Annotated in this window: 31 protein-coding genes; 11 read left to right on the top strand and 20 right to left on the bottom strand. The window is 71.9% G+C overall.

Going from position 1 to position 25,839, the window contains the following annotated elements; genetic code table 11:
- Nucleotides 1–26 precede the first annotated feature (26 nt).
- Entirely contained in the window at nt 27–1,856 is a 1,830-nt protein-coding gene (locus tag VFZ70_07465; protein HEX6255638.1) for a gamma-glutamyltransferase family protein, read from the bottom strand.
- Nucleotides 1,857–2,065: 209 nt separating this feature from the next.
- On the opposite strand from VFZ70_07465, the gene VFZ70_07460 reads away from it, so the two are divergent.
- A complete protein-coding gene (locus tag VFZ70_07460) occupies nt 2,066–3,175 on the top strand; it encodes an FAD-binding oxidoreductase (protein HEX6255637.1) in 1,110 nt (369 codons plus the stop codon).
- A gap of 30 nt (nt 3,176–3,205) precedes the next feature.
- On the opposite strand, the gene VFZ70_07455 is transcribed toward VFZ70_07460, so the two are convergent.
- The 3 genes from VFZ70_07455 to VFZ70_07445 form a co-directional block, all read right to left on the bottom strand.
- Entirely contained in the window at nt 3,206–4,300 is a 1,095-nt protein-coding gene (locus VFZ70_07455; GenBank protein ID HEX6255636.1) for an NAD(P)-binding domain-containing protein, read from the bottom strand.
- 207 nt (nt 4,301–4,507) lie between these two features.
- On the bottom strand, nt 4,508–5,599 hold the full coding sequence (locus tag VFZ70_07450; protein ID HEX6255635.1) for an LCP family protein: 1,092 nt from the start codon (nt 5,597–5,599) through the stop codon (nt 4,508–4,510).
- Nucleotides 5,600–5,751: 152 nt separating this feature from the next.
- Nucleotides 5,752–6,186 carry an MmcQ/YjbR family DNA-binding protein gene (locus VFZ70_07445; protein ID HEX6255634.1) on the bottom strand — a complete coding sequence of 145 codons (435 nt, stop codon included), beginning with the start codon at nt 6,184–6,186 and terminating at the stop codon, nt 5,752–5,754.
- Between the two features lie 176 nt (nt 6,187–6,362).
- Here VFZ70_07445 and trxA point away from each other — a divergent pair, with 176 nt between their 5' ends.
- From trxA to VFZ70_07425, 4 genes are all read left to right on the top strand, one after another.
- A complete protein-coding gene (trxA, locus tag VFZ70_07440; GenBank protein HEX6255633.1) occupies nt 6,363–6,719 on the top strand; it encodes a thioredoxin in 357 nt (118 codons plus the stop codon).
- Nucleotides 6,720–6,814: 95 nt separating this feature from the next.
- On the top strand, nt 6,815–7,342 hold the full coding sequence (locus tag VFZ70_07435) for a hypothetical protein (protein ID HEX6255632.1): 528 nt from the start codon (nt 6,815–6,817) through the stop codon (nt 7,340–7,342).
- A 346-nt stretch (nt 7,343–7,688) separates the two neighbouring features.
- Nucleotides 7,689–8,045 carry a hypothetical protein gene (locus tag VFZ70_07430; GenBank protein ID HEX6255631.1) on the top strand — a complete coding sequence of 119 codons (357 nt, stop codon included), beginning with the start codon at nt 7,689–7,691 and terminating at the stop codon, nt 8,043–8,045.
- 32 nt (nt 8,046–8,077) lie between these two features.
- Nucleotides 8,078–9,700: an aminotransferase class I/II-fold pyridoxal phosphate-dependent enzyme gene (locus VFZ70_07425; GenBank protein ID HEX6255630.1), complete on the top strand. Its 1,623-nt coding sequence runs from the start codon at nt 8,078–8,080 to the stop codon at nt 9,698–9,700.
- Here the strand turns inward: VFZ70_07425 and VFZ70_07420 are convergent.
- The 5 genes from VFZ70_07420 to VFZ70_07400 form a co-directional block, all read right to left on the bottom strand.
- Nucleotides 9,679–10,953, bottom strand: a complete 1,275-nt coding sequence (locus tag VFZ70_07420) for an ATP-grasp domain-containing protein (protein HEX6255629.1) — start codon at nt 10,951–10,953, stop codon at nt 9,679–9,681. The two genes, VFZ70_07425 and VFZ70_07420, sit on opposite strands and share 22 nt — an antisense overlap.
- A gap of 42 nt (nt 10,954–10,995) precedes the next feature.
- Nucleotides 10,996–12,330, bottom strand: coding sequence for an adenylate/guanylate cyclase domain-containing protein (locus VFZ70_07415; protein HEX6255628.1), 1,335 nt, complete (start codon nt 12,328–12,330; stop codon nt 10,996–10,998).
- A gap of 110 nt (nt 12,331–12,440) precedes the next feature.
- Entirely contained in the window at nt 12,441–12,746 is a 306-nt protein-coding gene (locus tag VFZ70_07410) for a hypothetical protein (protein HEX6255627.1), read from the bottom strand.
- 159 nt (nt 12,747–12,905) lie between these two features.
- A complete protein-coding gene (locus VFZ70_07405) occupies nt 12,906–13,382 on the bottom strand; it encodes a DUF2505 domain-containing protein (GenBank protein HEX6255626.1) in 477 nt (158 codons plus the stop codon).
- 87 nt (nt 13,383–13,469) lie between these two features.
- Complete coding sequence (locus tag VFZ70_07400; GenBank protein ID HEX6255625.1) at nt 13,470–14,348, bottom strand: alpha/beta hydrolase; 879 nt, start codon at nt 14,346–14,348, stop codon at nt 13,470–13,472.
- Nucleotides 14,349–14,427: 79 nt separating this feature from the next.
- On the opposite strand from VFZ70_07400, the gene VFZ70_07395 reads away from it, so the two are divergent.
- Entirely contained in the window at nt 14,428–15,195 is a 768-nt protein-coding gene (locus VFZ70_07395; GenBank protein HEX6255624.1) for an SDR family oxidoreductase, read from the top strand.
- 64 nt (nt 15,196–15,259) lie between these two features.
- Complete coding sequence (locus VFZ70_07390; GenBank protein HEX6255623.1) at nt 15,260–15,877, top strand: hypothetical protein; 618 nt, start codon at nt 15,260–15,262, stop codon at nt 15,875–15,877.
- 348 nt (nt 15,878–16,225) lie between these two features.
- On the opposite strand, the gene VFZ70_07385 is transcribed toward VFZ70_07390, so the two are convergent.
- Entirely contained in the window at nt 16,226–17,347 is a 1,122-nt protein-coding gene (locus tag VFZ70_07385) for an alpha/beta fold hydrolase (GenBank protein HEX6255622.1), read from the bottom strand.
- Nucleotides 17,348–17,479: 132 nt separating this feature from the next.
- On the opposite strand from VFZ70_07385, the gene VFZ70_07380 reads away from it, so the two are divergent.
- Entirely contained in the window at nt 17,480–17,968 is a 489-nt protein-coding gene (locus VFZ70_07380) for a helix-turn-helix domain-containing protein (GenBank protein ID HEX6255621.1), read from the top strand.
- On the opposite strand, the gene VFZ70_07375 is transcribed toward VFZ70_07380, so the two are convergent.
- The 3 genes from VFZ70_07375 to ligD all read right to left on the bottom strand — a co-directional run bounded on the left by VFZ70_07375 (nt 17,965) and on the right by ligD (nt 21,013).
- Nucleotides 17,965–19,200 (bottom strand): aspartate aminotransferase family protein, encoded by a 1,236-nt coding sequence (locus VFZ70_07375; protein ID HEX6255620.1) that lies wholly within the window; start codon nt 19,198–19,200, stop codon nt 17,965–17,967. The genes VFZ70_07380 and VFZ70_07375 overlap by 4 nt on opposite strands.
- A 92-nt stretch (nt 19,201–19,292) precedes the next feature.
- Entirely contained in the window at nt 19,293–19,871 is a 579-nt protein-coding gene (locus VFZ70_07370) for a biotin transporter BioY (GenBank protein HEX6255619.1), read from the bottom strand.
- Nucleotides 19,872–19,984: 113 nt separating this feature from the next.
- Nucleotides 19,985–21,013, bottom strand: coding sequence for a non-homologous end-joining DNA ligase (gene ligD / locus VFZ70_07365; GenBank protein HEX6255618.1), 1,029 nt, complete (start codon nt 21,011–21,013; stop codon nt 19,985–19,987).
- A gap of 109 nt (nt 21,014–21,122) precedes the next feature.
- Here ligD and VFZ70_07360 point away from each other — a divergent pair, with 109 nt between their 5' ends.
- Complete coding sequence (locus VFZ70_07360; protein HEX6255617.1) at nt 21,123–21,518, top strand: VOC family protein; 396 nt, start codon at nt 21,123–21,125, stop codon at nt 21,516–21,518.
- 87 nt (nt 21,519–21,605) lie between these two features.
- On the opposite strand, the gene VFZ70_07355 is transcribed toward VFZ70_07360, so the two are convergent.
- From VFZ70_07355 to VFZ70_07325, 7 genes are all read right to left on the bottom strand, one after another.
- Nucleotides 21,606–22,121, bottom strand: a complete 516-nt coding sequence (locus VFZ70_07355; protein ID HEX6255616.1) for a DUF664 domain-containing protein — start codon at nt 22,119–22,121, stop codon at nt 21,606–21,608.
- A 79-nt stretch (nt 22,122–22,200) separates the two neighbouring features.
- The gene (locus VFZ70_07350) at nt 22,201–22,635 is read right to left on the bottom strand and encodes an SRPBCC family protein (protein HEX6255615.1); all 435 of its coding nucleotides are present in this window, start codon (nt 22,633–22,635) and stop codon (nt 22,201–22,203) included.
- A 38-nt stretch (nt 22,636–22,673) separates the two neighbouring features.
- Nucleotides 22,674–23,153, bottom strand: coding sequence for an SRPBCC domain-containing protein (locus VFZ70_07345; protein HEX6255614.1), 480 nt, complete (start codon nt 23,151–23,153; stop codon nt 22,674–22,676).
- Entirely contained in the window at nt 23,146–23,463 is a 318-nt protein-coding gene (locus tag VFZ70_07340; protein HEX6255613.1) for a metalloregulator ArsR/SmtB family transcription factor, read from the bottom strand. The genes VFZ70_07345 and VFZ70_07340 overlap by 8 nt, the downstream gene beginning before the upstream one ends.
- Before the next feature lie 95 nt (nt 23,464–23,558).
- Nucleotides 23,559–23,711 carry a hypothetical protein gene (locus VFZ70_07335; GenBank protein ID HEX6255612.1) on the bottom strand — a complete coding sequence of 51 codons (153 nt, stop codon included), beginning with the start codon at nt 23,709–23,711 and terminating at the stop codon, nt 23,559–23,561.
- A gap of 229 nt (nt 23,712–23,940) precedes the next feature.
- Nucleotides 23,941–24,093, bottom strand: coding sequence for a hypothetical protein (locus VFZ70_07330; protein ID HEX6255611.1), 153 nt, complete (start codon nt 24,091–24,093; stop codon nt 23,941–23,943).
- Nucleotides 24,094–24,251: 158 nt separating this feature from the next.
- A complete protein-coding gene (locus VFZ70_07325; GenBank protein ID HEX6255610.1) occupies nt 24,252–24,665 on the bottom strand; it encodes an SRPBCC domain-containing protein in 414 nt (137 codons plus the stop codon).
- Nucleotides 24,666–24,740: 75 nt separating this feature from the next.
- On the opposite strand from VFZ70_07325, the gene VFZ70_07320 reads away from it, so the two are divergent.
- Together VFZ70_07320 and VFZ70_07315 are read left to right on the top strand one after the other, a co-directional pair.
- Entirely contained in the window at nt 24,741–25,064 is a 324-nt protein-coding gene (locus tag VFZ70_07320) for a metalloregulator ArsR/SmtB family transcription factor (GenBank protein ID HEX6255609.1), read from the top strand.
- Nucleotides 25,054–25,494 carry an SRPBCC domain-containing protein gene (locus VFZ70_07315; protein HEX6255608.1) on the top strand — a complete coding sequence of 147 codons (441 nt, stop codon included), beginning with the start codon at nt 25,054–25,056 and terminating at the stop codon, nt 25,492–25,494. Before VFZ70_07320 ends, VFZ70_07315 begins: the two co-directional genes overlap by 11 nt.
- Nucleotides 25,495–25,839: the final 345 nt, after the last annotated feature.

Raw genomic sequence — 25,839 nt, 5'->3', positions numbered from 1 at the left:
CCAGTTCCGGGCGCGGCCGTCGCCGATCAGTAGCCGACGGCCGCGCCGTCGCGTCGCGGGTCGGCCGCGCCGAGCAGCAGATCCCGTCCGCGCAGCTCGATGGCGGTCAGACCGCTGCGGAGACCGGTCGTCCGCGCGCACGGGTGCCCGAGTCCCTGCAGACCGTCGAGCAGGCCGGCGACCTCGGTGCCCGCCTCGAGCTCCGAGCGCGCACCGATGATGCCGGCGCAGTTGCTGGTGATCGTCTGGCCGCTCCAGTGACCGCGGTTGATCGCCGACTGCGGGTCGGCGTGATCGACCTCCGTCCCCAGGATCGTCTGGGTCACGTAGTCGGGGATCGCGCTGCCGCCGGCGGCGCCCACCACGAGCTGCAGGCGGTCGCGGCGGTCGAACACCAGGGTCGGTGCCATCGACGTCCGTGGTCGCTTGTTCGGCTCCATGATGTTGGCGGGCTTGCCCGGTGAGATCGAGTCGAGGCGCGTGAAGTTCTCCTGCACGTTGTTGAGTGCGATGCCGTTCGCCTCCAGCTGAGCGCCGAACGACGAATTGATCGTCGTCGTCATCGACAGCGCGTTGCCATCACTGTCGACGATGCTGACGTGACTGGTCGTGTCGACCTCCTCAGGCGATCCGGGCGTGATCGGGTGGATCGCACTGTCCGGAGAGAACAGCGCGAAACGCTCGTCGAGGTAGGCGTCGGACAGCAGCGCATCGACGGGCACCGGCTGGAAGTCGGGGTCGCCGACGTACTCGCGACGGTCGAACTGCGCGAGCCGGCTGGCTTCGATCGCCAGGTGCACCCGCGCGAGCGTCGCCGGGTCCGTGTCCCACACCTGCCCGCGCTCGAGCAGTTCGAGCTCGTAGAGCACGGTCAGGCCGCCGAACGCCGGCGGCGCGGAGCTGCACACGGTCCGGCGGAGCACGGCCTGGCACAGCGGCTCGCGTTCGACCGCCTCGTAGGAGGCGATGTCCTCGACGGTCATCAGGCTGGGGATGACCGCGGGTCCCGACGCGTCGGTCTCGAGTTTGTACGGCGTGCGAGCGATCCGCTCGACGATCGCGGGCGCGATCGTTCCGTCCGCATCATAGAAGGCATCGGCACCACCGTCACGGACCGTCCGGAGCACGTCGGCGAGTTCGCCGTTCGTGACCGTGGCGCCGATCGGGATCGGCGCGCCGTCGTCGCAGTACCGGGAGCCGAGATCGGGGTAGGCGCAGCGGGGCAGTCCCCGCGTCGACGCGCTCATCACGTCGTGCAGGTACGGCGGCATGGGGAAGCCGTCGGCGGCCAGCGTGATCGCCGTGCCGAACAGGTCGTCCCACGCCAACTGCCCGTGGCGGTCGTGCACCAGGTCGAGCACCCGCAGCGTCCCGGGCACGCCGACCGCCCGGCCCGTGGACGCGACCTCACTCTGGAAGCTGTCGATCCCGAACCGCTCCTGCTCCTCGACGGTCGGGGTCCGCAGTCCGTCGGTCACCTGTTGCGGGGCGCGGGCCAGCCCGTCGAAGAACTGCACGTCGTCTCTGCCGGCGTCGAGATAGGTGATGATCGTCCCGCCACCGAGGCCGGACGACTGGGGCTCCACGACCGCGAGCACCATCTGGGTCGCGATCGCGGCGTCGACCGCCGACCCGCCGCGCAGGAGCACCTTGCAGCCGGCCTGCGACGCCAGCGGGTGTGCGGCGGCGACCATCGCGCTGCGCGTGCGGACCGACGTCGACCGGTCGGCGTCCGAGCGCTGATCACACGGTGCAACGGCACGACCCGGCTGCGGGTCGTCGACGACGGTCGCATCGACCGGTGGTGCGGCAGCCACCATGCTCGCGAGCAGCGCCGCAACCACGAGCACGACCACCCGGTTCGTTCGAGACGCCAGGCCGTGGGCCACGTCATCCCCGATCTCGAGTTGTGAGCGGAACGTAGCAGAGCGTGTTGTCGCCGGAAAGGCCCGTTCGCGATCCGCTGCGGGGTGGTGCGCTATCGTCCAGGCATGAGCGGTCGCCCCGATCAGGCGCGTCGCCGTGACCGTCCGACGACCCGGGCACGGCGACGGACCGGACCGTCATGAGGGTGGCGGTCGTCGGCGCGGGCATCGTCGGCCTGTCCACCGCGGTGGCGCTCGTGGACCGCGGTGCGACCGTGACCGTCCTCGAGCGCGGCGTTCCCGGCAATGGCCAGTCCGGCGGCGACGCGCGCATCTTCCGTCACGCCCATGACGATTCCCGGCTGGTCGAGCGTGCGCGGCGCAGCCTGCGCATCTGGCGGACCTGGGAGCAACGGTTCGACACCTGGCTGGTGTCAGCGGACGGCGCGGTCGCGGTCGGCCCGGCGGTGCGGCGACGCTTCGACACCATGACCGCCCTGGGCGGGGTGGCGGCCAGCCTGATCGACGGCGCGCAACTGCCGGAGCACCTGCCCGTGTCCCGGGGCTACGAGGGGATCGCACTCGTGGACCACGCGGCCGGTGCGATCCACACGCGGGCGGCGATCAGGTCCCTGACCGAGCGCGTGGGCGACCGCCTGGTCAACGACGAGGTGCTGGCCGTCGCCCCGCGGTCCACTGGCGGCGCCGACGTCGTCGCCGGTGGCTCGACGACGCGCTTTGACCACGTGGTCGTCTGCGCCGGGCGGCACACCGCGCAACTCGCGCGCGGCATGGGGTGCACGGTGCCCGTGTCGCTCGAAGCCCACGTCAGGTTCACGTTCGCGGTCCGCGCTGCCGAGATGCCACGGATGGCCTGCCTGCAGGACGCCAGCGGCCAGTACGGCGAGGTCAGCGCCTACGGCACGCCACAACCCGGTCACGGCACCTACGCCGTCGGCCTCAGCCGATCGATCGCGGTCACCGGCGGGGGCGTGGCCGACAGCGCCGCGTTCGCCCGGGTGTGCACGGAGACGAGCGATTACGTCCGTCGGGCGATGCCGGGCCTCGAACCGCAGCCGATCGGCACCCGCGCCTGCTGGATCACGCGGCTGCCGTGGGGTGACGACGGGCTCGCCGTGTGGCAGCGCGGCGACGTCCGCATCGTCGCCGGCCACAACCTGTTCAAGCTGGCACCGTGGATCGGCGCGGTGGTGGCTGACGCGGTGGTCGATGACGTGCCGTGCGACGAGTTGCGTCCGGACGCCGAGCTCGGCCGCGCGCCGGCGACCGACGACCACAGGTCGACGTGAGGCCCTGCGTGGCGTGACCTGCTACGCGGCTCAGGCCGACATCGCGGGCATGCCGGCGGTGCGGGCGGCGATGTGATCGGCGATGAATCCGGCGTCGCGTCCCACCCCGCCGAGCAGAGCCGAGCTCAGTGAACGCTGGAACGGCAGGCCCATGAAGTACAGGCCGGGCTGCGACGGCACCAGGCCGTACTCCTGCCGCGGGAAGCCGTGGTCGCCGATCACCGGCAGGTCGATCCACGACAGGTCCATCTCGAAGCCGGTGCACCAGATGACGTTGGACACCTCGAGCGAGCGCCCATCCTCAAGCCGCGGCCGGCCGTCGCGCACACCCGTCGTCCTCGGGACGCGGTCGATGCCGGCGGCCCGGATGTCGCTGCGTCGGGCCCGACCGAGCGGGATCCCGCGCGGCGGGTCGAGGAAGTGGTCGCGCACCCGCCGGCCGATGGGCGAATCGATCGTGAGCACGCGCGACGCCACGAACCACATCACCGGGTGGAGCAACCGATCGGGCAGGCTCCCGGCGCGGGTGGGCTCCTGGCCCGGGTCGCGCCCCGACAGCCATGTGCGGTGGTGCTCCGAGACCTCGAGGGCGATCTCCGCACCGGAGTTGCCTGCACCGACGACGAGCACATCGCCGGCCTGGAGCTGCGAGGGGTTGCGGTACGCCTTCGAGTGGAGCTGACGGATCGTCGGATCGAGGCCGTCGGCGAAGGCGGGCACCCGGGGTGTGTGGTACGTCCCTGTCGCGACGACCACGTTGTCCGCAGTGATCGCCCGGTCGCCGGCGGCGACGACGAATCGCCGGCCATCGCGGGCCAGCCGGTGCACCGTGACGCCGGTCTCGACCGGAAGGTCGAAGCGCTGGGCATAGGCCAGCAGATAGTCGGCGACCTCGCCCTTGGTCGGGTACGCGTGCGTCGGGGCCGGGAACGGCATGCCGGGCAGGCCGTCATAGCGCGCCGTCGTGAACAGCCGTAGCGAGTCCCACCGCCGGCGCCACGCGTCGCCGACGCGGTCGTGGGCGTCGAGGATCACGAACCGACACCCTCGCTGCGCCAGGTGGTAGCCGACCGACAGCCCCGACTGGGAGCCCCCGATGACCACGGTGTCGACGTGCTCGTCCATGCCGGTCACGACAGTGCCTTTCGCCGGGTGGCGCCACGAGCGGCGAGACGTCCCTCGACGGCACGTCGGTCGGCGGTGCGCCACATAACCTCACGTGTCACGCACGTTAGGGCGGGACGCGGGCGCTGTGATCCGCAGGACCCCGGATCTTCACCCGGTGCGAGGATGGGTGAGATCACCCATGTGACGGCACGCGACGCCAGACGGTCAGCGGACCGTGTCGACCTGGTTGACGGCGTCACCGGAACGGCGCACATACCGGCCGACCGTGGCCCTGCGCAGCGCGCGGTGCAGCGGGCGGCTCTTCGCACGGTCGAGGTAGACGACGCTCTGCCCGTCCTCCGTGCCCAACCCGGCCGTCGGGATCGTCATGAACACGATGTCGTTCGGGCGAACGGCGCGCATCTGCAGCGCCAGCGAACGCAGGTTCGCCGCGGTGACCGTGTCGTCGACGCTGACCGAGCTGGTGACCGCTTCGAGGAACGCGTTGAGCCGGAGCGGGTTGGCCAGCACAGCGCCGTCCACGGCCCGCCCGGCCAGCGCCTTCAGAAAGGCCTGCTGGCGCTTGATGCGGTCGAAGTCACCGCCCGGCAGGTTGTACCGCTGGCGCACGAATTTCAGCGCCTGCTCGCCGTCGAGGTGGTGGACGCCGGCCTCCCACTCCACGTCACGTGCCGGGTCGCTGACCGTCTGACCCACCCGGACGTCGACGCCCCCGAGCGCATCGGTCATCGACTCGAAGCCCTGGAAGTCGAGCATCGCGAAGTGGTCGACGCGAACCCCGGTGAGCTGCTCGAGGGTCGCGATGAGCAGCGGTGGTCCGCCGAACGACAGCGCGGCGTTGATCTTGGCGTTGCCGTATCCGGCGATCGGTACCCAGGAGTCGCGCGGGAAGGAGACGAGGTAGACACGGCTGCGGTCGGCTGGGAGGTGGACCAGCATGATCGTGTCGGCCCGCTGTGCCCCGAAATCCCACAGCTGTCCGTCGGCCTCCTGCCCGGTCGTGGCCTGCTCCGACCGGCGGTCCGACCCCACGAGCAGCCAGTTCTCGGCCGGAGCCACCGCGTTCGGAGGTGGGTCCGGTGCGGGTGCGGGACGGCCGCTCTCGTCAGGGAAGGCGTCCGCGATCCGTTCGATGTTCTGGTCGTAGGTCCGCTGTCGCTCGAGGAACAGCCCGGCGCCGGCGAGCACGAACAGAGCGAACAGCGCCACGATCGCGACCGCCACGCGCAGCAGCACGCGGCTGCGTGGTGGCGGTACCTCGATCTCGAGGGTGATGTCCTCGCTGGTCACGCTCATGTTGGCTGGTCCCTTGCGACGCGCAGCAGGGCCGGGCGCGTCCGCGATGTCACATCATCGCGACCGATGCAGTAGGCGCCCACGCGTCGTCGTAAGCGCCACATCATACGCGAGCGGTGCGCGGTCGTGCGCAGCGGCGCGCGACCGGACGGTCACTCGATCAGTGGCAGGTCGTGGGCCGCGAGCCAAGTGTTCGCACGCCGCCGCGACGCCCTGGACAACCACGCCTCCGCGACGAGCTCGACGAGCTCGTCGCGGTCGATCTCGCCGAGTCGGCTGGCGCGCACCAGCACCGACGGATGCCCGTCGAAGTGGCTCGTGGTGAAGAACGGGGTGTCAGGGTCCGCAACGAGCGCGTGCTTGTCGTGCTCCGAGGCAACCCAGATGATGACGACGTCGTCGTAGCGCTCGCCGGTGTCGGGATCCACGGCATCGGGTCGTGGAGTGCGGAAGTACACGAACGACTTCCGCCCGACCTGGTAGACGGGGTTGTCGCCACCGCCGCGCTCGACGGTGACGTGGGGCATGGCGTGTGCGGCGTCGTGCACGTCCCGCGCCGTCGCCGGCGTTCCACGGGCGTGGTCCACACGTGCTCCGATGCTGCGCTGGCCACCAGCGTACGGGCCTGCTGGGTGCGACACTGGGATCGATGGCGGCGAGCGCGGGTGTGATCACGTGCGAGGCGTGCGGCCAGCGCAACCGCACGCCGGCCGTTGCGCGCGGCGTCCCGCGCTGCCCCAGGTGCCACACGCCGCTGCCCTGGATGGCCGACGCCGACGCAGCGACGTTCGACGCCGTCGCGGACTCGTCGAGGATCGCGGTGCTGGTCGACCTGTGGGCACCGTGGTGCGGACCGTGCCGCATGGTGAGTCCCGCACTGGAGCGCCTCGCACGGACGCACGCGGGACGCCTGAAGCTGGTCAAGGTCAACGTCGACCTGGCACCGGAGATCTCCGACCGGTTCGGCGTGCGGGGCATCCCGACGCTGCTCGTGCTGCGCAACGGGACCGTCGTCGCCCGGCAGACCGGCGCGCCACCGGAGTCCGCGCTGTCGGCCTGGCTCGAGGCCGCGCTGCGCGACGCCGACCGGTCGGCCGGCACGTCCCGCCCATCACGCTGACCCCACCGCACCCGGTCCCACGCTCCGCCGGGCCTCGACAACGTGACGCACGTCACGCGCGCAGGTGGGGAATGAACATGGCTGGAGGTGCAGCGATGACAAGGACGCTCCACGTGCTGCGGCACACCGACAACGACGCCGACGTGCTGACCGACGAGGGGGTCGCGGCGGCGTTGCGGCTGCCCGCGCAGCACGACGGCCAGTACGCCCTGGCGGTGTCGACGGGCGCGCAGCGCGCGACCCAGACGCTGGCGTGCATCCTGGCCGCCCCGGACGTCACCGCCCACAGGGGCGTGATCGTCGAACTCGGCCTGCGTTCCGACCACGAGGACCGCTGGCGACACGCCTACCAACAGGCCGGCGGTGGTGAGCTGGCCGACTTCCAGCGCGTGGCGCCCGACTTCGTCGCCGAGGAGGCGCGCACGCTGGGCGCCGCCCTGCGCCGTGTCGCCGACCGCCTCGACGACGGCGATCATGCGCTGATCGTCGGGCACAGCCCGACCAACGAGGCGGCCGTGTACGGGCTGACCGGCGAGCGGATCGCCTCGCTCGGCAAGGGTGAGGCCGTCACGGTCGTCATCGACGGGCGCGACGCGCGCGTCGAGCGGGGCGACCGCCTGTGATGGACGTCGGCGTGGTGATCCCGAGCGGGATGGTCGGCGAGTACGACGGACGGCGACCCGATGACGCGTGGGCCCGTGCGCTCGAGACCGCCACGCGCATGCTCGGCCCGGGATCTGCCGTCGGGATCGACGACGACGGCGTCGAGGCGCCGGTCTGCGCCCCGGCCGGGCTCCAGCACCCCCGCATCCGCAGCGTGGTCGGCGGCAACGGCCGACAGGTCATGTGGCGCCTGGCGGCCCGCTTCGCCGACGAGCTCAACCTCGACGGACCTGACCCCGACCAGTTGCCGGCATGGCGGCGGGACCGCCGCCCATCATCCACCGACCGACATCCCAGGAGGACACCATGCCGACCTACCGCGTCAATGACGACGGCGTCACCAAGGCCCGCCAGCTGATCGATGCCGGCCAGTACGTGCTGGACAGCGGGTGGAGCGACGCGCAGCCGGACAGCGCCGGCGAGAACGCCCAGATCGAGCGGCACGGCTACGACGGCTTCGGGCAGTGGCACCTCGCGCTCGACGACGACGCGGGCCGGGACACCAAGGAGCACTACGGCTTCGTCTACGGCGACTTCCAGCGCGTGCACCGCAGCGGGCTGATCGCGGCCAAGCAGCGCGCCGCGCAGAACGATCACCATGACATCGAGGCCGCCGCCGACGACCTGCTGAATCGGCTCGACGAGGTGCGCGCCGACGGCTGACCGACGGGGCGGGCGATCGGTAGCGTTGCGGTATGCGACCTGACACGACCGCGGCGCACGGCGGGGGCCACATCGACCCGGTGACCGGCGCGCTGACCCCGCCGATCCACATGTCGACGACGTTCGCGCGCGGTGCCGACGGGTCGCTTGTCGGCGGTCACGAGTACACGCGCGCGGACAATCCCACCTACGAGCAGCCCGAGCGACTCCTGGCCGCGCTCGAGGGGTGCGACATCGCGCTGCTGTTCTCGTCCGGCATGGCGGCGGTGTCCGCGCCGTTCTGCGCGCTGGTGCCCGGCGACCACGTCGTGGCGCCGATGATCATGTACTGGGGCCTGCGCAAGTGGCTCAGCGAGTTCGCCCTCTCCTGGGGCGTCACGGTCACCCACGTCGACACGACCGACCTCGACGCGCTCCGTGCGGCGATGCGCCCGGGGCGCACGCGACTGGTGTGGATCGAGACGCCCGCCAACCCGACGTGGGACGTCACCGACATCGCCGCGGTTGCCGAGATCGCCCACGACGCCCACGCGCGGCTCGCCGTCGACAGCACCGTCGCCACACCGGTCCACACCCGCCCACTCGCGTTCGGCGCCGACCTCGTCGTCCACTCTGCGACGAAGTTCCTCAACGGGCACGGCGATGTGCTGGCCGGCGCCCTCGTGACGGCGGTCGACGACCCGTTCGTCCAACGGATCCGCGCGTGGCGCCGCGGCGCGGGTGCCGTGCCGGGCAGCATGTCTGCGTGGCTGCTGCTGCGCGGCATGCGCACGCTGTTCCCGCGCGTGCTGCGCAGTTCCGAGAACGCGCGCGCGATCGCGGAGCACTTCGCCGACGATCCCCGGCTGTCGTCGGTGCTCTATCCCGGTCTGGCCTCCCACCCCGGCCACCCGGTGGCCGCACGACAGATGACGGACGGGTTCGGCGGGATGCTGTCGGTGCGCGTCCGCGGGGGAGCGGCCGCGGCGGCGGCGACGCTGGCCCGGCTGCAGGTGTTCGCCCGCGCGACGTCGCTGGGGGGGACCGAGAGCCTGGCCGAGCACCGCGCGCCCGCGGAGGGCCCGTCGACGCCGGTGCCCGACGACCTGCTGCGGCTGTCGATCGGTCTGGAACACCCCGACGATCTGATCGCGGATCTCGATCAGGCACTCGACCACGGCGTGACCGGCCGCGCCTCCGCCGCGCACACACCAGCGACGACCCCCGACGCTGCGCGGACCGACGCAGGCGCCCGGCTGTCCGAGGGCGATGCCGCGTTCGCCGCGCTGCGCCGGACCGTCGTCGCCCGCGGTGGCGACGTGCGGCGGGCCGGCGGCGACGTGATCGCCGAGGGCTCGCCGGGCGCGGTCGAGCCACTGCGCGACCAGCTCGGGCTGCCCGAACCCGACGTCTCGACGGTGGCCGGCGTGCTGGACGGGATCGTCAACCCGTCGGTGGCGGCCCACGACGGCCGGGTGGTCCTGGTCGACGAGACCGACGGCGTCGTGACGGTGCGCCTCGACGGCCGGTGCCAGGGATGCGCCATGGCCGAGGTGACGGTCCGCCAGGGGATCGAGCCGTTGCTGCGCCGCCACGTCCCCGGCGTGCGCGGCGTGGTCGACGCGACCGACCACACCGCAGGCTCGGACCCGTACTACCCGCCCACCAAGCGCTGAGGTTCGCCGGCCGGCTCCCGTGCCGGCCCGCCGTCGGCGATCTCGACGTCCAGCGCGTCCCACGCGTCGCGCAACGCCTGCTCGCACGCGTCCGGGTCGTTGGCGCGTGCGAACACGAAGCCGAGGTAGCGGTCGCCGTCCGGCAGCGGCACGACCTGCTCGCCCCGACCGATCGCGATGACGACGCCGGTGACGGCCGTCACCTTCCGCGCATGCTCGACCCCGTGGACCGACACGAGCCGCCCCGCGCGCGGCACGGGCAGCATCAGCACACCTGTCGCGGCAGCGGCTCGTGCGGTCGGAGCAGGCAGAGGCAGGCGCAACGCGTGCCGCAGCACGAGCTCCTCCAACCGCATTCCGGCGACCCGCACCGACCGGCTGCACAACCCGCCGATGCTGCGCGCAGCGAGTTCGAGGAACCCGACGCGGTCACCGTCGATCCGGCACTCGGCGTGGATCGGCCCCTCGGTGAGGCCGATAGCGGCCGCGGCGCGCTCGACGACCGCCACGACCCGTTCCCGCACATCCGTCGGCAGGCGGGCCGGTGAGATCAGCAGCGTCTCGGGGAACAGCGGACCCGACGGCGCGTCCGGCTTGTCGAACATCGCCAGCACGTGCAGCGCGCCGTCGACGAGCAGCCCGTCGACGGCGACCTCGGCGCCGGCCACGAACTGCTCGACCAGCACCGTCGCATCCCGACCGCAGATGCGCCGGACGCGTGCGACGGCCCCCCGCAGCTGCGCCGGGGTGTCGGCGCGGACCACGCCCTGGCTCGCCGTCCGGTCGACCGGCTTCACGACGGCGGGGAGCAGTGCCTCCGGCCGGGCCGACTCAGCGGCGCCGGGTGCGACCACGGCGAAGTCCGGCTGTGGCACGCCGGGTGCGACCACGGCGAAGTCCGGCTGTGGCACGCCGGCCCCCGCGCACGCACGGCGTTGCGCGAGCTTGTCCGCCGCTGCCGCCAGCGACCCGGCCGTGCTCGTCACAAGTCCGCAGCGTCGCGCGACCGCGCCGGCCACCGCCACGGCCGGCCCGTCGGTGCCGACCACGCCGTCGATGGGCCGATCGAGGCGGGCGAGCACCGTCGCGGCGGCGCGCCCGGGGTCACACAGGCTGACCACGATCGCCGAACCCGGCATGGCGATGGCGGCGTCGGTCACCACCGTCACGTCGCAGCCGACGTCCCGCGCCGCCGCCATGTGATCGCCGACCCGGTATGAGCCGGCCGGAGCGATCAGCAGCAGATGCGGCATGGGCACAGTGTCGCGCGCAGCGACAGGGGCGTGCGCACGGCCTCACTCCGCGGATGCGGCCGCAAGCGCAATCGGTTCCTTCAGGCCCTTGAACCGGTGGGTTCCGCGGTCGGCGAACGACAGCCCGGATCCGGCGACCAGGTCGCGGACGGTGCGGCTTGCGAGCACCTCGCCCGGTGCCGCGGCGTGCATGATCCGTGAGGCGGTGTGGACGGCGACGCCGCCGATGCCGTCACCGCGCAGCGTCACCTCGCCGGTGTGCACACCGCAGCGGACCTCCAGTCCCAGCTCCGACACGGCGCCGGCGATCTCCAGCGCGCACAGGATCGCCCGCGCCGGGCCGTCGAACGTCACCATGAAGCTGTCACCTGCCGTCGACATCTCGCGTCCGCGGTGACGCGCGACCAGCCGGCGTACCAGCGTGTCGTGGTGGTCGAGCAGCTGGCGCCACCGGGCGTCGCCAAGTGCGGTGGCATGTCCGGTCGAGCCGACGATGTCGGTGAACAGCACCGTCGTGAGCACGCGGTCGACCGGCGGTGAGGCGATCGCGCCCGTGACGAACTCCTCGACCGGATCGAGGATCTGATCGGGATCGGACCAGATCAGGTGGTCGTCGCCGGGCAGCTCCACCAGGTGAGCGCCCGGAATGTGCGAGGCCAGGTACCGGGCGCCGCCGATGTCGACGTCCAGATCGCCCTTGCGGTGGAGGATCAGGGTTGGCACGGAGATCGTAGGCAGGATCGAGCGGATGTCCGCCTGGGTGTTCATCCGCGTCAGCGCCACGACGGCGGACGGGCTCGCGGCCGACCGCAGGTACCGCGCCCACCACGCGCGCAGCCGTGTGTCGTGGGCGCGGCTGGGCGCCAGCATGTCGATGTCGACCGGACCGCCCCACTCCCGCCGCAAGGTCTCGTAGTAGCGCTCGCGCACCTCCGGTGTGGGCGCCCACGGGTAGTCGTCATCGTCGGGGATCCGCGCCGCGTAGCTGCCGTAGATGATGAGCTGATCCGTGCGTTCGGGAAACGTCGCCGCGAACAGCGCGCACATCGGCCCGCCCTCGCTGTGGCCCAGCAGCGTCGCGTGCTGCGACCCGACGGCGTCCATGACCGCGCGGACGTCGTCCATGCGCTGCTCCAGCGTTGGCAGGTGGTCGATCGGCACCGGATCCGACAGCCCGGTGCCGCGCTTGTCGAAGTGGATGACCCGCGCGAACGAGGCCAGCCGCTCCACGGCGTGGGCCGCCGGTGGATACTCCCACAGCAGTTCGAGGTGCGTCACCCACCCGTGGACCAACACGAGGTCGCGCGTGCCGTCGCCGACGATCTGGTAGGCGATCCGCGTGCCGTCGCTGTCCGCGTACCTGACGTCACTGCGCATGGACCCCTCGTCGGCCGGCCCGGTCCGCCTCAGCGTAGCCGCGCGTATGCCGTCGCCGGCCCCGGACGCAACGACGGCCCCGGCCGGGCCGGGGCCGTCGTCGGCTGCGATCATGCGTCGGGCTGGCTGCACTCCGTCGAGTCGATCCCGTCAACGGTCGCGAGGAACGAGCCGAACGAGCCGAGGCTGTCAAAGCCCAGTTCGCGCGACAGGTTGCCCAGGCCGCTGCGGGGCTCCTCCTGCTCCGACGAGTGGGTGCCCAGCCCGCCCTCCTTCGCCGCCTGCGCCGAGACGATGCCCCAGCACTCCGACCCGCCGGCCTTCCCGGCGGAATCCGGCACCGCCGACGCTGCCGGTGCCAGGCCACCGACAAGCATCAGGGCGAGCATCGCCACCGTCACGACCCGTGTGCGCATGAGCGTCCCTTTCGATACCACAGTGGCCGGGCACCCCGTGTGACCGGCCAACTTGCTGTCGGCCCGCGACGCTACCGCACGGAGCCGTGGGCGCGCGAACGCCACGACGTAGCGGTGGCGCGACGACGCGGCCGCGACCGCTGTCGCGGGCGCGGGAACCTACCGGGCGCGCAGGTACTCCCGGCCGGTCTCGGCCTCGACCGCGAGCGCCGCGCGGATCGCCCGGGCGATCTCCTTGGCGATGTCACCGCCGATGAATGGCACACTGACGTTGACCCGGCCGTCGACGATCTGACGCGTGCCCGCCGTCGTCTGCTCCAGCGCGACGTACCCATCCAGCGACGCCGGCTTACCGACGATGCGCACGGCCAGATCGGCACGCACCGGACCGTCCCAACGCTCGATCTGCTGGATCTCCAGACGGTCGCCGACCAGGCGCCTGAAGAAGCCGGGGACGTCCGCAGGCATGCTCCGCCAGACACTGACCGTGGTGACGCGACCGGCAACGTCGATCGTCACCGCGTGGTCCAGGGCGTGGGTCCGCTCGCACACCATCGTGCGGAACGAGCGGTCGGTCAGCATCGCAAGGACCGCGTGTGGCGGAGCCTCGTAGTCGATCGTCTCACGAAGTCTCATGTGCTCACCGTCGGTGCGGATCCTGGAGGAGCGGGTACGGGTTCCGGGGCGTCCGCGGTCGCCGCGCGGCGCGGCGACGCGTCAGCGTCAGCTGGACACATCATCGAGGTGCTCCAGCAGCAGGCGGTTGAGGGCGTCCGTCGCCGTCTCGGGAATCCAGTGGCTGATGCCCCGCAGCGCCTCGAAGCGGTACGGGCCGGTCACGTAACGGCCGGTCAGGCGCGCGGCCTCCGGCCCCAGCGCCGTGTCGCGTGTGCTCCACAGGTACAGGGTCGGCACCGTGACAGTGCCCGTGCCCGCCAGATGCGCCAGATCACCACCGGTGTTGGCGCGGTACCACGCCAGCGCGGCGTCGACCATGCCGGGATCGGAGCGCGCGCGGTCCACGTACGGCTGTGCGAGCCGTGACGGCAGCCCGCTCAACGCGAACAACGCGCGCAGGCCCAGTGCGCCGCGGGCGGTCAGCACCCGGGTCGCTCTGCGTGAGCGCAGCAGCGGGAAGTAGAACGACCGCAACCGTTGCCCGCGCCCGCGCAGTGCCCGTCCGAACGCCTTCGGGTGCGGTGTCGAGACCGCGACGACCGACCGCAGGCGGTCGGGGTGGCGCGCCCCCAGCCACCAGGCGATGAACCCGCCCCAGTCGTGGCCGACCACGTGGAACGGGCCCGGTCCGAGGGCGTCGGCGACGCCGAGCACGTCATCGGCCAACGCGCCCACCCGGTACGCGGCGTCGTCGGACGGACGCGCCCCCGGCGAGTAGCCACGTTGGTCGAACGCCACGGCACGGTGGCCCGCGCCGGCGAGCGCCGTGAGCTGACCGCTCCACGCGTGCGCCGTCTGCGGGAAGCCATGGAGCAGCACGACCGGCTCACCGTTGTCGGGGCCGGCGACCAGCGCGTCGAAGGTCAGGTCGCCGACCGTGATCCGCGTGTGTCGCACGTCGGTCCCGCCCCCGTCGTTGGCCATGACACCCAGCGTACGCTGCCATCGTCCGGCGCCCGTACGGCCCGGATGAGGATGGTCAACGTCGACACGGGAGTGGGGCATGGATCTGGGACTGCGCGGACGAGTGGCGGCGATCGCGGGCGCGAGCAGCGGACTGGGCCTGGCGATCGCACGGTCGCTGGCGGCCGAGGGGGCCGACGTCGCGATCGGGGCGCGCGACCGCGACCGGCTGGAGGCCGCCCGTGCCGAGCTCGAGGCCGTCGGTGACGGCCGGGTGACCGCCACGTCCGTGGACGTGCGCGACGCCGCCGCGGTCACGCGATGGATCGACGGCGCCGCCGACGAGCTCGGCGCGCTCCACATCGTGGTGCCCAACGCCGGCGGTCCGCCCGGCGGTCGGGCGACCGCGTTCGACCTCGCCGCCTACCGGGACGCGGTTGAGCTCAACCTGCTGTCGCAGATCGCCATCACGCAGGCCGCGCTGCCCCACCTGCGGGCGGGCGGCTGGGGACGCGTGCTGTACGTCGCCTCGGTCTCGGTCAAACAGCCGATCCCCACGCTGGCGTTGTCCAACACGGCCCGGGCCGGCGTTGCCGGCTACGCACGCTCGCTGGTCAGCGATCTCGGCGACGCCGGCATCACCGTCAACGTGCTGGCGCCCGGTTACCACGCGACGGACCGCCTTGCGGAGCTGCTCGGCGACGACCCGGACGCACCTACGGCGATCACGGGCGACATCCCGCTGGGAACCATGGGCGACCCCGACGATCTCGGTGCCGTCGCCGCGTTCCTCGTCAGCGAGCATGCGTGCTACATCACCGGCGCCGTGATCGCGGTGGACGGCGGGATGTCGCGCTCGTTGCTGTAGCGGGGCGGCGCGTGCCCGTCGCGCGCCATCGACCCTCGCCACCCTTGACGACCGGCTCACGTTCGTGGTCGGCGCGACGTCGCACGAGGAACTGCTCGCGACCGGGATCGCGTTCGATGTCGCCAGCCCGTTCCGGGTGCTGGTCACCGCCCTCGTCGCCGGTGCCGACTTCCTCATCCCGTGGACGCCTTCACCGCTGGCGTGGCTCACGGTGGGCGCGATCGCCACCACGCTGATCAGCCTCGTGGTCCGCCGTCCGCTGCGCATGGTGGCGGCCGAGGCGTGGCTGGTGCCGGTGGTGCTGCTGGTCGGCGGGCTGGTCGACACCCGTGCGCTGCATGTCGTGCCGGTGCCCAACCCGCTGGACGGTTACGCGCGGGGCAGTAGAGCTGCGCCGGACGGTGGGGCGTCATCGCGTCCGGCGTTCGATCAGCTCCGCAAGGCGAGCGAGCCGGGCCATGCGCCGACGTTGGCCGAGCGCCGACAGGGGGGCGACGATCCGCTCGAGCTGTGCGGCGGCGGGCCCCGACAGGTCAGCCGTGAACCGCAGCACACTGCCGTCGGCGCCATCGGAACGGACGGCGTTGTCGTAGTCGAGCCGCCACGGTCCGACGGTCGCGTGCCAGGTGTAGCCGCCGTCATCGCGGACCCGGTCGACGGTCATCGGTGTGGCCGCAGGTGAGAAGAACGCCCGCGTGCGGCCGTGCCAGCCCGACGTGATCCGCCGCGTGGGACCGTCGACGGACGCGACGTGCGGTGACCACACCGACCATGCGTCGACGTCGACCAGCAGATCGTGGACGGTCGATGCCGCGGCGGCACACGTCATCTCGGTGGCGATCACCGGTCGACACCTGCCGGGGAGCCGGGCTCGCGGGCACGGGAACCGTCGCGCGCGGCCTCGGTGCGCGGCCCGCCGTCGTCTTGGTTCATGGACCTTCCTCGGGGCCGGGTCGGCGCTAGTGCGGACGGGACGGTACCTCGCCCGCGCCGGTTTCGTCTTCGCGGGGTCTGGTGGCGCTGGTCGCGGTCACGCTCGTGGCGCTCCGGACAGCTCGCGTCGGGGCTCCTGGTGGGCTAGGGGTTCGCGGTGCCGTTCGCCTTCGGTGCCGCGCTCGCCGCCATCGGTGCGCGGCTGGTGCGCACCCAGGTTGCGCGACGCGCCCGCCTGAACGGCGCGCGCCAGGTCGTCGGTGAGCGCAGCCACGACAACGCCGCGGACGTGGTCGTCGCGCAGGATCCGGCGGTGGCCGAGGCCGGTGGTGATGATCAGTTCGGCATCGGGCCAGTCGGCAGCGATGTGGCGACCGTGCTCGAGGGGCACGTCGGCGTCCTTGCTGTCGTGGATCACCAGGCCCCGCGCGGTCAGTTGCGGCACGACCCGGTCCACGTCGAGGACCTCGAACACGTCGGCGCCGTAGCGCTCCTGGTTGGCGCGTCGCAGTGCGCCGGTCAGCCGGTCACCCAGCCGCGCCCGACTGGCGAACTCGTCCAGAGCGTCGCTCGCCCGACGGCCCGGCGCGAGGGCCACCACGGTCGCCGGCACCTGCGCACCCTCCTCCAACGCCCGCAGGGTCAGCGGGAAGCCGAGCGAGTGCGTGACGACGACGTCCGGCTGCTCCCTTCGCAGCACGGACGCGGCGGCGCGCCCGAGCGCGAAGATGTCGGTCGTCGCGCCATCGGTGGCGCCGTGTGCCGGCAGGTCCGGAGCGACGACGCGCCAGCCGGCCGCGATCAGGTCGCCGGCGAGGTAGCGCCAGTCGGCGGCGCGGCCCGCCCAGCCGTGCAGCAGGACGACCGTCGGCCCGTGGCCGCCCTCGTAGCCGCGCAGGATCGTCCCGTCGTGGGTCGTCGTCCACGGGCGCAGTCCCGCGGGGAGGCCGTTGAGCGGGCGCTGCGTCGACGGATGCACCCACGGCGTCAACCACAGTCGCAGCAGCGCCCGGTGCGCCAGCCGTGGGTGGACGCGCCCGAACGCATGTGCGGCGGCGAGCGTCCGGAGGAACGCCGGGGAGCCGATCGTCGGTCGGCGCTGTGGTCGCAGCGACGGCACGTGGTCGGACGCGCGCAGGGGAGCGCTGCGTCCGGCGGCGAGGTCGGCCATGACGTCGTCCAGCGTGATCGCGACCGGGTGGGCGTCGGTGGGGTACATGGCGGCTCCAGGCGTGTGCGCGGGGCATAGGGTTGCTGTTAGCAACGCACGCTACCGAAGTGCGTTTCTTCTTGCAACGCATATGCGTTGTTTTCTGCAACTTAGGCACCTGCGGTGGGGTAGGATGGGCACATGCCCCGTCCAGTGGACCTATCCCAGTTCTCGTGCTCGGTCGCCCGCACGCTCGACGTGGTGGGCGACAAGTGGACGCTGCTGGTGCTGCGCGACGCGTTCTACGGCGTCCGGCGCTTCGAGGACTTCACCCGCGACCTCGGCATCGCGCGCAACGTGCTGGCGTCCCGACTCACCCGTCTCGTGGACGCCGGCGTGCTCGTCCGGCGTCAGTACGAGGAGCATCCGCCCCGGTACGAGTACCGCCTGACCGCCAAGGGCCGTGATCTGCTGCCGGTGCTGCTGACGATGATGCGATGGGGTGACACCTGGGCGAGACCCGAGGACGACGCGCCCATCGATCTGATCCACGACGCGTGCGACCGCAGCACGCGCGCGGTCATCACCTGTGATCACTGCGGGGACGAGCTCACGCCCTTCAACGTCAAGGTCGAGCCGCTGCCTCCCGTGATCGACGAGGTCGTCCGGACCCGGCGCGCCGCCTCCTAGACGTTCGCCACCCGCGTGGCAGTGATCGCCTGTTCGAGGACGTCGACGCAGCGGTCGATGTCGTCGAACTCGATGACCAGCGGAGGACAGAAGCTGATCGTGCTCGTCCCGATCGGGCGCGGGATCATGCCGAGCCGCATGGCGTGCTCGCGGACGGCAGACGCGTCGAGGTCGTCGGCCAGTGCGACGGCCCACACCGCCCCATCGCCGCGCACGCCCTCGACGACGCCGCGGTCGGCCAGATCGCGCAGGCCGTCCGACAGGCGGGCACCGATGCGTGGCGCCCGCTCGAGCAGTCCCTCGCGCTCGGTGATGTCCAAGGTGGTCAGCGCGGCCACGCAGCACGCCGGATGGCCGCTGTAGGTGTGGCCGTGGGCGAGCTTGCGCGCCGGCTCCTGCTCGAGGCGCTCGCGCACCCGGCGCCCGACGAGCACGCCGCCCAGCGGCAGGTAGCCCGACGACACGCCCTTGGCGAACGTGACGAGGTCGGGCTCCACGCCGAAGCGTTGCGCACCCCACCAGGTGCCCAGTCGACCGAACCCGCAGATGACCTCGTCGAGGATCAACCATGCGCCCGTCTCGTCGCACACGCGGCGGAGCCCGTCCAGGTAGCCCTCGACCGGTGGGTACACGCCACCGGCGCCCACCACCGGCTCGGCGATGATCGCGGCCAGCTCGGTGCCGCGTTCGGCGGCGATCTGCTCGACGGCTGACAGGTCGTCGTGGGGGACGTGCACGACGTCGGGCAGGAGCGGCCCGAAGCCTTCCTGGTTCGCCGGCAGCCCGGTCGCCGTCACCGCCCCGTAGGTCACGCCGTGGTACGACGGCGCGCGGCTGATCACCACCGACCGCTGGTCGTCGCCCGCCAGTCGATGGCTCAGCCGCGCGAACTTGAGCGCGGTGTCGACCGCCTCTGAGCCGCTGCACACCAGGAAGACCCGTGGGTCGTCCATCGGTGCCAGCGCTGCCAGGCGCGCGCAGAGCCGCTCGGCCGGCGGGTTGGTGAAGCGTTCGAACGTGTGGAACGCGTCCAGCGTGCGCAGCTGCTCGGCGACCGCGTCGGCGATCTCGCCGCGCCCGTGGCCGACGTTGCAGTACCACAGGCTGGCCATCGCGTCGATGTACCGGTTGCCCTCGTCGTCGAAGACGTGCGCGCCCTCGCCGCGCACGATGTTGATGAAGTCGTCCGCGGTCGGTGGCGTGAACGGGTGCAGGAACGCGGTAGGGCTCATGGCGTCCTCCGGGGAGGCACGGTCAACGGCGCCGGTCCGGTGTCGCAGCTGCCCTCGACCACGTGTGACCCCTCACGCCCGATGTCCCCGGGTCAGTCCCGCCGACCCAGCAGCTTCCACGCCGCAGGCGTCAGTCCCGCCGCGGCCGCGATCTTGATGAGGTCACCGACGACGAACACCAGCGCGCCATTGACCACGGCCTCCTGCAGACCCCATCCGGTGACGACCATCAGCCACGGCACGCCGAGCAGGTAGATGATCAGGTTTCCGGCGCCGAAGGTGGCCAGTGCCGGCAGCACACGACGCTCCCAGCGTCGCTCGGCCAGCCATCCGGTCAGTGCGGCGGCGAACACGAAGCCGACCAGGTAGCCGGCGGTCGCGCCGTAGAGGACGTCGATGCCGCCCGACGCCTCGGTGAAGACCGGCAGCCCGACCGCGCCGAGTGCGAGGTACAGCAACTGGCTGGCCGCACCGGCGCGCCACCCCAGCGCGGCACCACCGAGCAGCACGGCGAACGTCTGACCGGTGATCGGTACGGGCGACCCCGGGATCGGGATCCTGATCTGGGCCGCCAACGCGGTCAGCGCCGCGACCGCGACGACGGCGATGAGCGTCGTCGTCCGCGAGCGTGGGGCGATCTGCCAGGCCAGCGTGGGGGTGGCGGTGGTCACTGCGGGGCTCCGTCCGATGACTGCGTCAGCTGACGCTACACGACCTGGGGTCCGTGCTCCACGTCCTCGGTGCCGTGGGTCGGCGTCGCCTGCGATGCCGCCGTCGACCGTCGTCAACCGGCGGTCGTGTCGGACCGGGCGCGGCTTGGCGCGACCCGTGGCGGCTCGTCGGGCTGCTTGGGGTAGACCGGCGGCCAGGGCGCGTCCATCAGGCCGGCGGCGCGGTCGCGCTCGTGCATCGCCAGCAGGCCGTCGAGTGACTGGGCGGTGTCGCCAATGCCCGCCCACGGGTCGCCACGGTCGGCCAGGCGTGCCGGCAGGCTGGCGATCGTCAACTCGTCGGGGTCGACGTCGTCGAGCTCGTCCCAGAACACCGGCGTCGATACCTGCGCGCCGCCCCGGTCGCGCACGCACCAGGCGCCGAAGACCGTCTTGTGCGGGGCGTTCTGGTTGTAGTCCACGAACACCCGTTCGCCGCGTTCCTCCTTCCACCAGGCGGCGGTGATCAGGTCGGGACGCCGGCGCTCCAGCTCGCGGGCGATCGCCACGGCGGCGTGACGGACCTCGTAGGAGTCCCAGCGCGGCTCGAGCCGGACGTAGACGTGCAGGCCGCGGCGCCCGGTCGTCTTGGGCCACCCCGTGAGGCCGACCTCGCCCAACAACGTGCGCAGCTCGTGGGCAGCGGCGACGGCCTCGGGGAAGCCGGTGCCCGGTTGCGGATCGAGGTCGATGCGCAGCTCGTCGGTGTGCTCGGGATCGTCCGCCAGGAACGGCCACGGATGGAACCCCAGACACCCCAGGTTGATCGCCCACGCGAGGTGGGCGATGTCGGCGACGACCATCGCTCGTGACGGCGTGCCGTTGACGGTGGTGACCGTCGTCGTGTGCAGCCACTCCGGCGCGTTCTTCGGCACCCGCTTCTGGAAGAACGATGGGCCGCCGGCGCCCTCGGGGAAGCGCTGCAGCATGACGGGACGTCCGCCCAGTGCCCGCATCACGGGCTCGCGCAGCCGGACGTAGTGGTCGATCAGGTCGCGCTTGGTCTCACCGCGCTCGCCGAAGAAGACCTTGTCTGCGCTGGTCACGCGGACGTCGTGCCCGTCGATCGTCAGCTGCTGCGCGGTCCCTGCCACGTCACGCATGGTACCGGCAGACATCGCCGGCGCTGCGACGCCACGGTTCGGACACCAGCGACACCGCTGCTGGTGTCACCCGTGTCCGAACCGACGCGCTCGGGGTAGCGTGACCGCCATGCAGGTGTTGTCCTCGCGGGTGCTGCTGCGACCGTCCGATCTCGACGCGTCGGTCGCGTTCTACGAGCAGCAGGTCGGGCTGGTGCGCTACCGCGAGTGGGGGAGCGCCCCGCACCGCGGCATCGTGTACTTCCTCGGCGGTGGCTTCCTGGAGCTGACGGAGACGCCCCCGGGCGGCCCGCGTCCACCGGCTCCTGGCGGCGTCCGGTTGTGGCTGCAGGTTGCCGACGTGGCGTCCGCATGCGACGAACTCGCGGGCCGGGGGGTCGAGATCGCCGAACCACCGGAGCGCAGGCCCTGGGGACTGGTCGAAGCGGTCGTCCACGACCCCGACGGCCTGCCGCTGGTCATCGTCGAGACGCCCATCGACCACCCCCTGCGCCGCCGCGACTGAGCGGCGCGACTGTCGTCGATGGTTTCCTCTGCTACCTCTGACACGTCGTGTGAGCGCGAGCATTGCCCCGGCAACGTGGTCACACGGTCATGAGAGACGGGCGCGCAGGATGTCGCGCGTGATCTCCATGTGCCCGAGGTGCTGGGACAGCTCCTCGTAGATGTGCAGCAGCACGCCGCCCTGGGTCCTGCCGAGTGGCAGTTCCGTATCGTCGGGGTCCGGAGCCGCCGGCGGTGGTGCCGTCGCATCCATGCCAGCGATGTCGGCCTCGAGCTGGTCGCGCGCGGCCACGGCGCGCCGTGCCAGCTCCGCCGTGGCGCCCGTCGCCACGAACTCCGCGGCGCGGTCGCGGACGATCGACCGCCCGGCGATCATCCGTCCACCCCAGTACTCCATGACACCGAGGCAGTGCGTCAGGATGACGTACGGCGAGTTGGCGCCCGGCAGATCGGGGCGCGCGTTGGCGAGGTCGTCGCCCAGAGCGATCACGATCGCGACCATCTCGTCGAGCGCATGGTCGATGTACCACAGCATGTCGCTGGTCGACAGGGTCAGCATCGCCATCTCCCGGTTCGGCGTGTGGCGCGCATGTGCGGCTGTCACCTGCATCATCGCAGACGGCCGACGGTTCGAAGCACGCGGCATCTGCCAGATCATCGGCGACGGTGGTCCCGCCGACGACTCAGGCGGAGTCGAGCAGGGCCTTGAGGCGCCGGTAGTCGGCGGTCACCGACCGTTGTGCGAGGCGTTGGACGAGAGGGCGGGCCAACCGGAAGAACCCGCCGGGATCACCGGAGATCGCTGCAGAGACCTGGCTCGTGGACGCGTCGACCGGTTTCACGGCCCGATGAACGCGGATCGGGAACGGTCCACTGGTCGACCGGATGGTTATCGAGCGCCCCGGATCGTGATCGACGACCTCGAACTCGGTCACGACATCGCGTCCCAGGAACCGCGCCTCCTGCCGGTAGGTGGAACCCACCCCGATCGGTGGCGGCGATGTCCAGGCGCATTGCCGCATGCCACGTTGCCAGCGGGGGTTGTTGGTCGCGTCGGCGACGAAGGCGAACACCTCATCAGCCGGCTTGTTGATCGTCTGCGTCGCGGACAGCTCCACCTGGGCGCTCCTGTGTGATCCCTTGCGTGGGTGGTTCGTCAGGCCGATGGTTCGTTGGGAATCCTGGCCAGCACGTCGTCCGGCTGCTCGTGCCACGGATCGGGTCCCGGCTCGGCGCCACCCACGACCGCGCGCAACCGAGCGAGGAACCGGTCCCAGCCGTGGGAATGCAGCGTCGCAGCGTCGCCGTCGAGGCCCCGGTGGGTCAGCGTCACGTGGGTGCCGTGATCGGTCGCGGTCAGCTCGACCGTCACCTCCGTCGACCCGGCCGGCACGGGGATCGCCTCGGCGCGCTCCCACCCCCACGTGAAGACCAGACGGTTCGGCGGGTCGAGCTCGACGAAGTGGCCGCGGCACGCGTCCTGGTCGGCGAGCGTGAAGCGGAACACCCCACCGGGGACCGGGTCGAGCTCGGCCGTGTCACCCAGCCACCGGACGAGCAAGGCCGGATCGGTGAACATCGCGAACACGATCTCCGGCGGCGCGGCGATGTTGCGCCGCACGACGACGTCAGGCACGGCGCTGCGCCTCCGCCTCGGCTGCGGCCTGCAGCGCAGCGAGCCGGTCGTCCCAGAAGGCCTCGATCAGCACGCGGATGCGGGCGAGGCTCCGCCGATCGGCCCGGTACCACCGGCGATTGCCGTCGACGCGCACATCGACGAGGTCCGCGTCACGCAGGACCCGCAGGTGCTGGCTCGTCGCCGGGCGCGACATGCCGGTCCGTTCGGCAAGATCGGTCGATGTCCGCTCGGCGTCCCACACCAGCCGCAGCATGCGTCGCCGACCGGGATGTGCGATCGCGCGCAGTGCGATGTCGTCTGCCGCCACGTCAGCTGGTTCAGCACTCACGCAATTAAGATATCACGCAAACTCCGAGATGGACGCAGACGGCGACGACCCCTCAACCGGGAGGGGTCGTCGGATCAGGCCAGGCGAAGGCGGGGGCGAAGTCCCAGCCGTGGCCGGCGGCGTGCCCACGGGCGCGGGCGGCGGGCGGCGGCGCGGCGGCGGGCCCCCTCGGCCTCACGCAGGCGGTCGGACATGACGGCGGCTGCGTAGTACTCGAAGTGTGACATGGCGGTGGGCTCCTCGTCGTGGCGGCAGTCCACATACTGAGGTGTCGTGGTCGGGCGGCCATGGGCGCCGGTTGCCCAGATCACGCGCCCATGTGCCCACCTCCGTAGGCAGGCACCCGTGTGATCAGGATGCGGTACGTGGCCGCCCTCTCGTCCCGGACGCTGCGGTCGGAGGGCCGCAGACGGCGTGACCCCCTCCGGTGGGGGAGGGGGTCACGGGGGGATGGGATCATGCCAGGCGCAGGCGGAGGCGGGCGCGGCGCAGTGGTCCGCTCCTTGTCCAGCGCGGCTTCTGGCGGACGACGGCCGGCCGGCGCGCCGCGTCAGCTTCGCGCCGGCGGTCGGCCATGACGGTGGCGACGTGGTACTCGATGTGCGACACGACGGTGCTCCCTGTTCGGTGTGGACAGGGGCCAGCATGCTGCTGTCGCCTCACCGGGCCATGGGCGTCGGATGCCCACATCTCAACGGCCCTCGCCCACCTGTCAGCCGTCCACCGCCGAGGTCATCGACCGACCCAGCCACGTCGCCGGGACACCGTCACGCCTGCTGCTCGACCTGATCCTGCAGCCCGAAGATGAACTGTGCCCAGGCCGGCGTGATGACCGGGATGATGGGATTGGCGGGATCGAAGCCCTCATGCGTGAACACCAGTCGCGTGCCCTCGACGCCGTCGGGTTGCTCGACCTGCCACCGGATCGTCGTGTCAGCCCACCACGGCGGGAAGGCCTGCGTGTGCCACGCGACGCTCCGCTCGTCGCGTTCGACGGCGAACGCGAACGGCTGCGGAACGTCGGGGAACGAGATGCGGAACTCGCCACCGTCCTCGCCCGGCGCCCCGTCGACGGGGCGGGACCACCAGCCCTCGACGCCCGCGGACGTCGTCAGCGCCTCCATCACCGCCTCGGGCTCGGCGTCGATGTCGAACTGCATGCGGACGGCGTAGTCACCCATGGGGAGATCCTCCTGTAGCTACTTTAGCGAAGGGTAATGTAATGGATGGATTGCGCTGCTTCAAGGTGGACTAAAATGCGGCGTATGGACGCCTGGCAGATCGTCGCGGAACCCCGACGTCGTGAGATCCTGCGGCTCGTCTGGGACGGCGAACTGTCGGCCGGCGACATCGCCGACCGGTTCGACGTCACGTTCGGCGCGGTCTCCCAGCACCTCGGCGTGCTGCGGGACGCCGGCTACGTGACGGTCAGGCGCGAGGGCAACCGGCGGTACTACCGCACCGACAAGGACCGGCTCGGGCCGCTTCGACCCGCGCTGGAGCAGATGTGGCGTCAGACGCTGGACGATCTGGCCGGGGCGATCGAGGCCGACCTCACGGAGGACCGAGATGGCCGCTGAACCGTCGCCGCTGGTGGTCGAGCGTCACGTCGACGCCGCGCCGCCTGCCGTCTACGCGTACCTGACCGACTCCGAGCGGTGGGCGCGGTGGCAGGGTGAGGAGGCCACGATCGATGCACACCCGGGGGGACTGTTCCGGGTGCGCATGGGCAACGGCATGTGTGCGCGGGGTCAGTTCGTCGAACTCGTGCCCCACAAGCGGGTCGTGTTCACCTGGGGCTGGATCGACCTGCCCGACCTGCCGCCCGGCTCGACCGTCGTCGAGATCGACCTCGAGGACGACGGCGACGGTACGCTGATCCGGCTGACCCATCGCGACATGCCCGCCGACCACGCGGACATGCACCGGGTGGGCTGGGTCCACTACCTGGCGCGGTTGGCCGTCTGTGCCGCCGGCGGTGATCCCGGTCCCGATCCGGGAGCAGGCTGACGGGACGCCGGTCGCCACGTCTGCGGGCCAGCACATTGAGGCTGCATGGCGCCGGCCGTTCACGCGCCGAGTGGCAGGCTGCGCTGTCCCGGGACCGGCAGCGCCGGGAGTGGGTCCACGACGGACTCGGGCGCGCGTGCCGGCGCAGTCTGTACGGGTCCGAAGAGCGCTGGGAGCAGTGCCGACTGGTCCGGTCCGGGCCTCGGTCGTAGCCGGCGGTGGTGGGACCGGACATAGATCCCGCGACGGTAGTGCCATCGGACGAATGCCATTGTCGCCCAGCATAGAACATATGTTCGACTATGGGCTGCCTGGTGGCCGGTGCGGCACGGAGGTCGGCGCGGC

The organism is Euzebyales bacterium (assembly GCA_036374135.1).
Taxonomy (GTDB): Bacteria; Actinomycetota; Nitriliruptoria; order Euzebyales; family JAHELV01; genus JAHELV01.
This window is presented reverse-complemented; position numbering and strand designations above follow the sequence as displayed.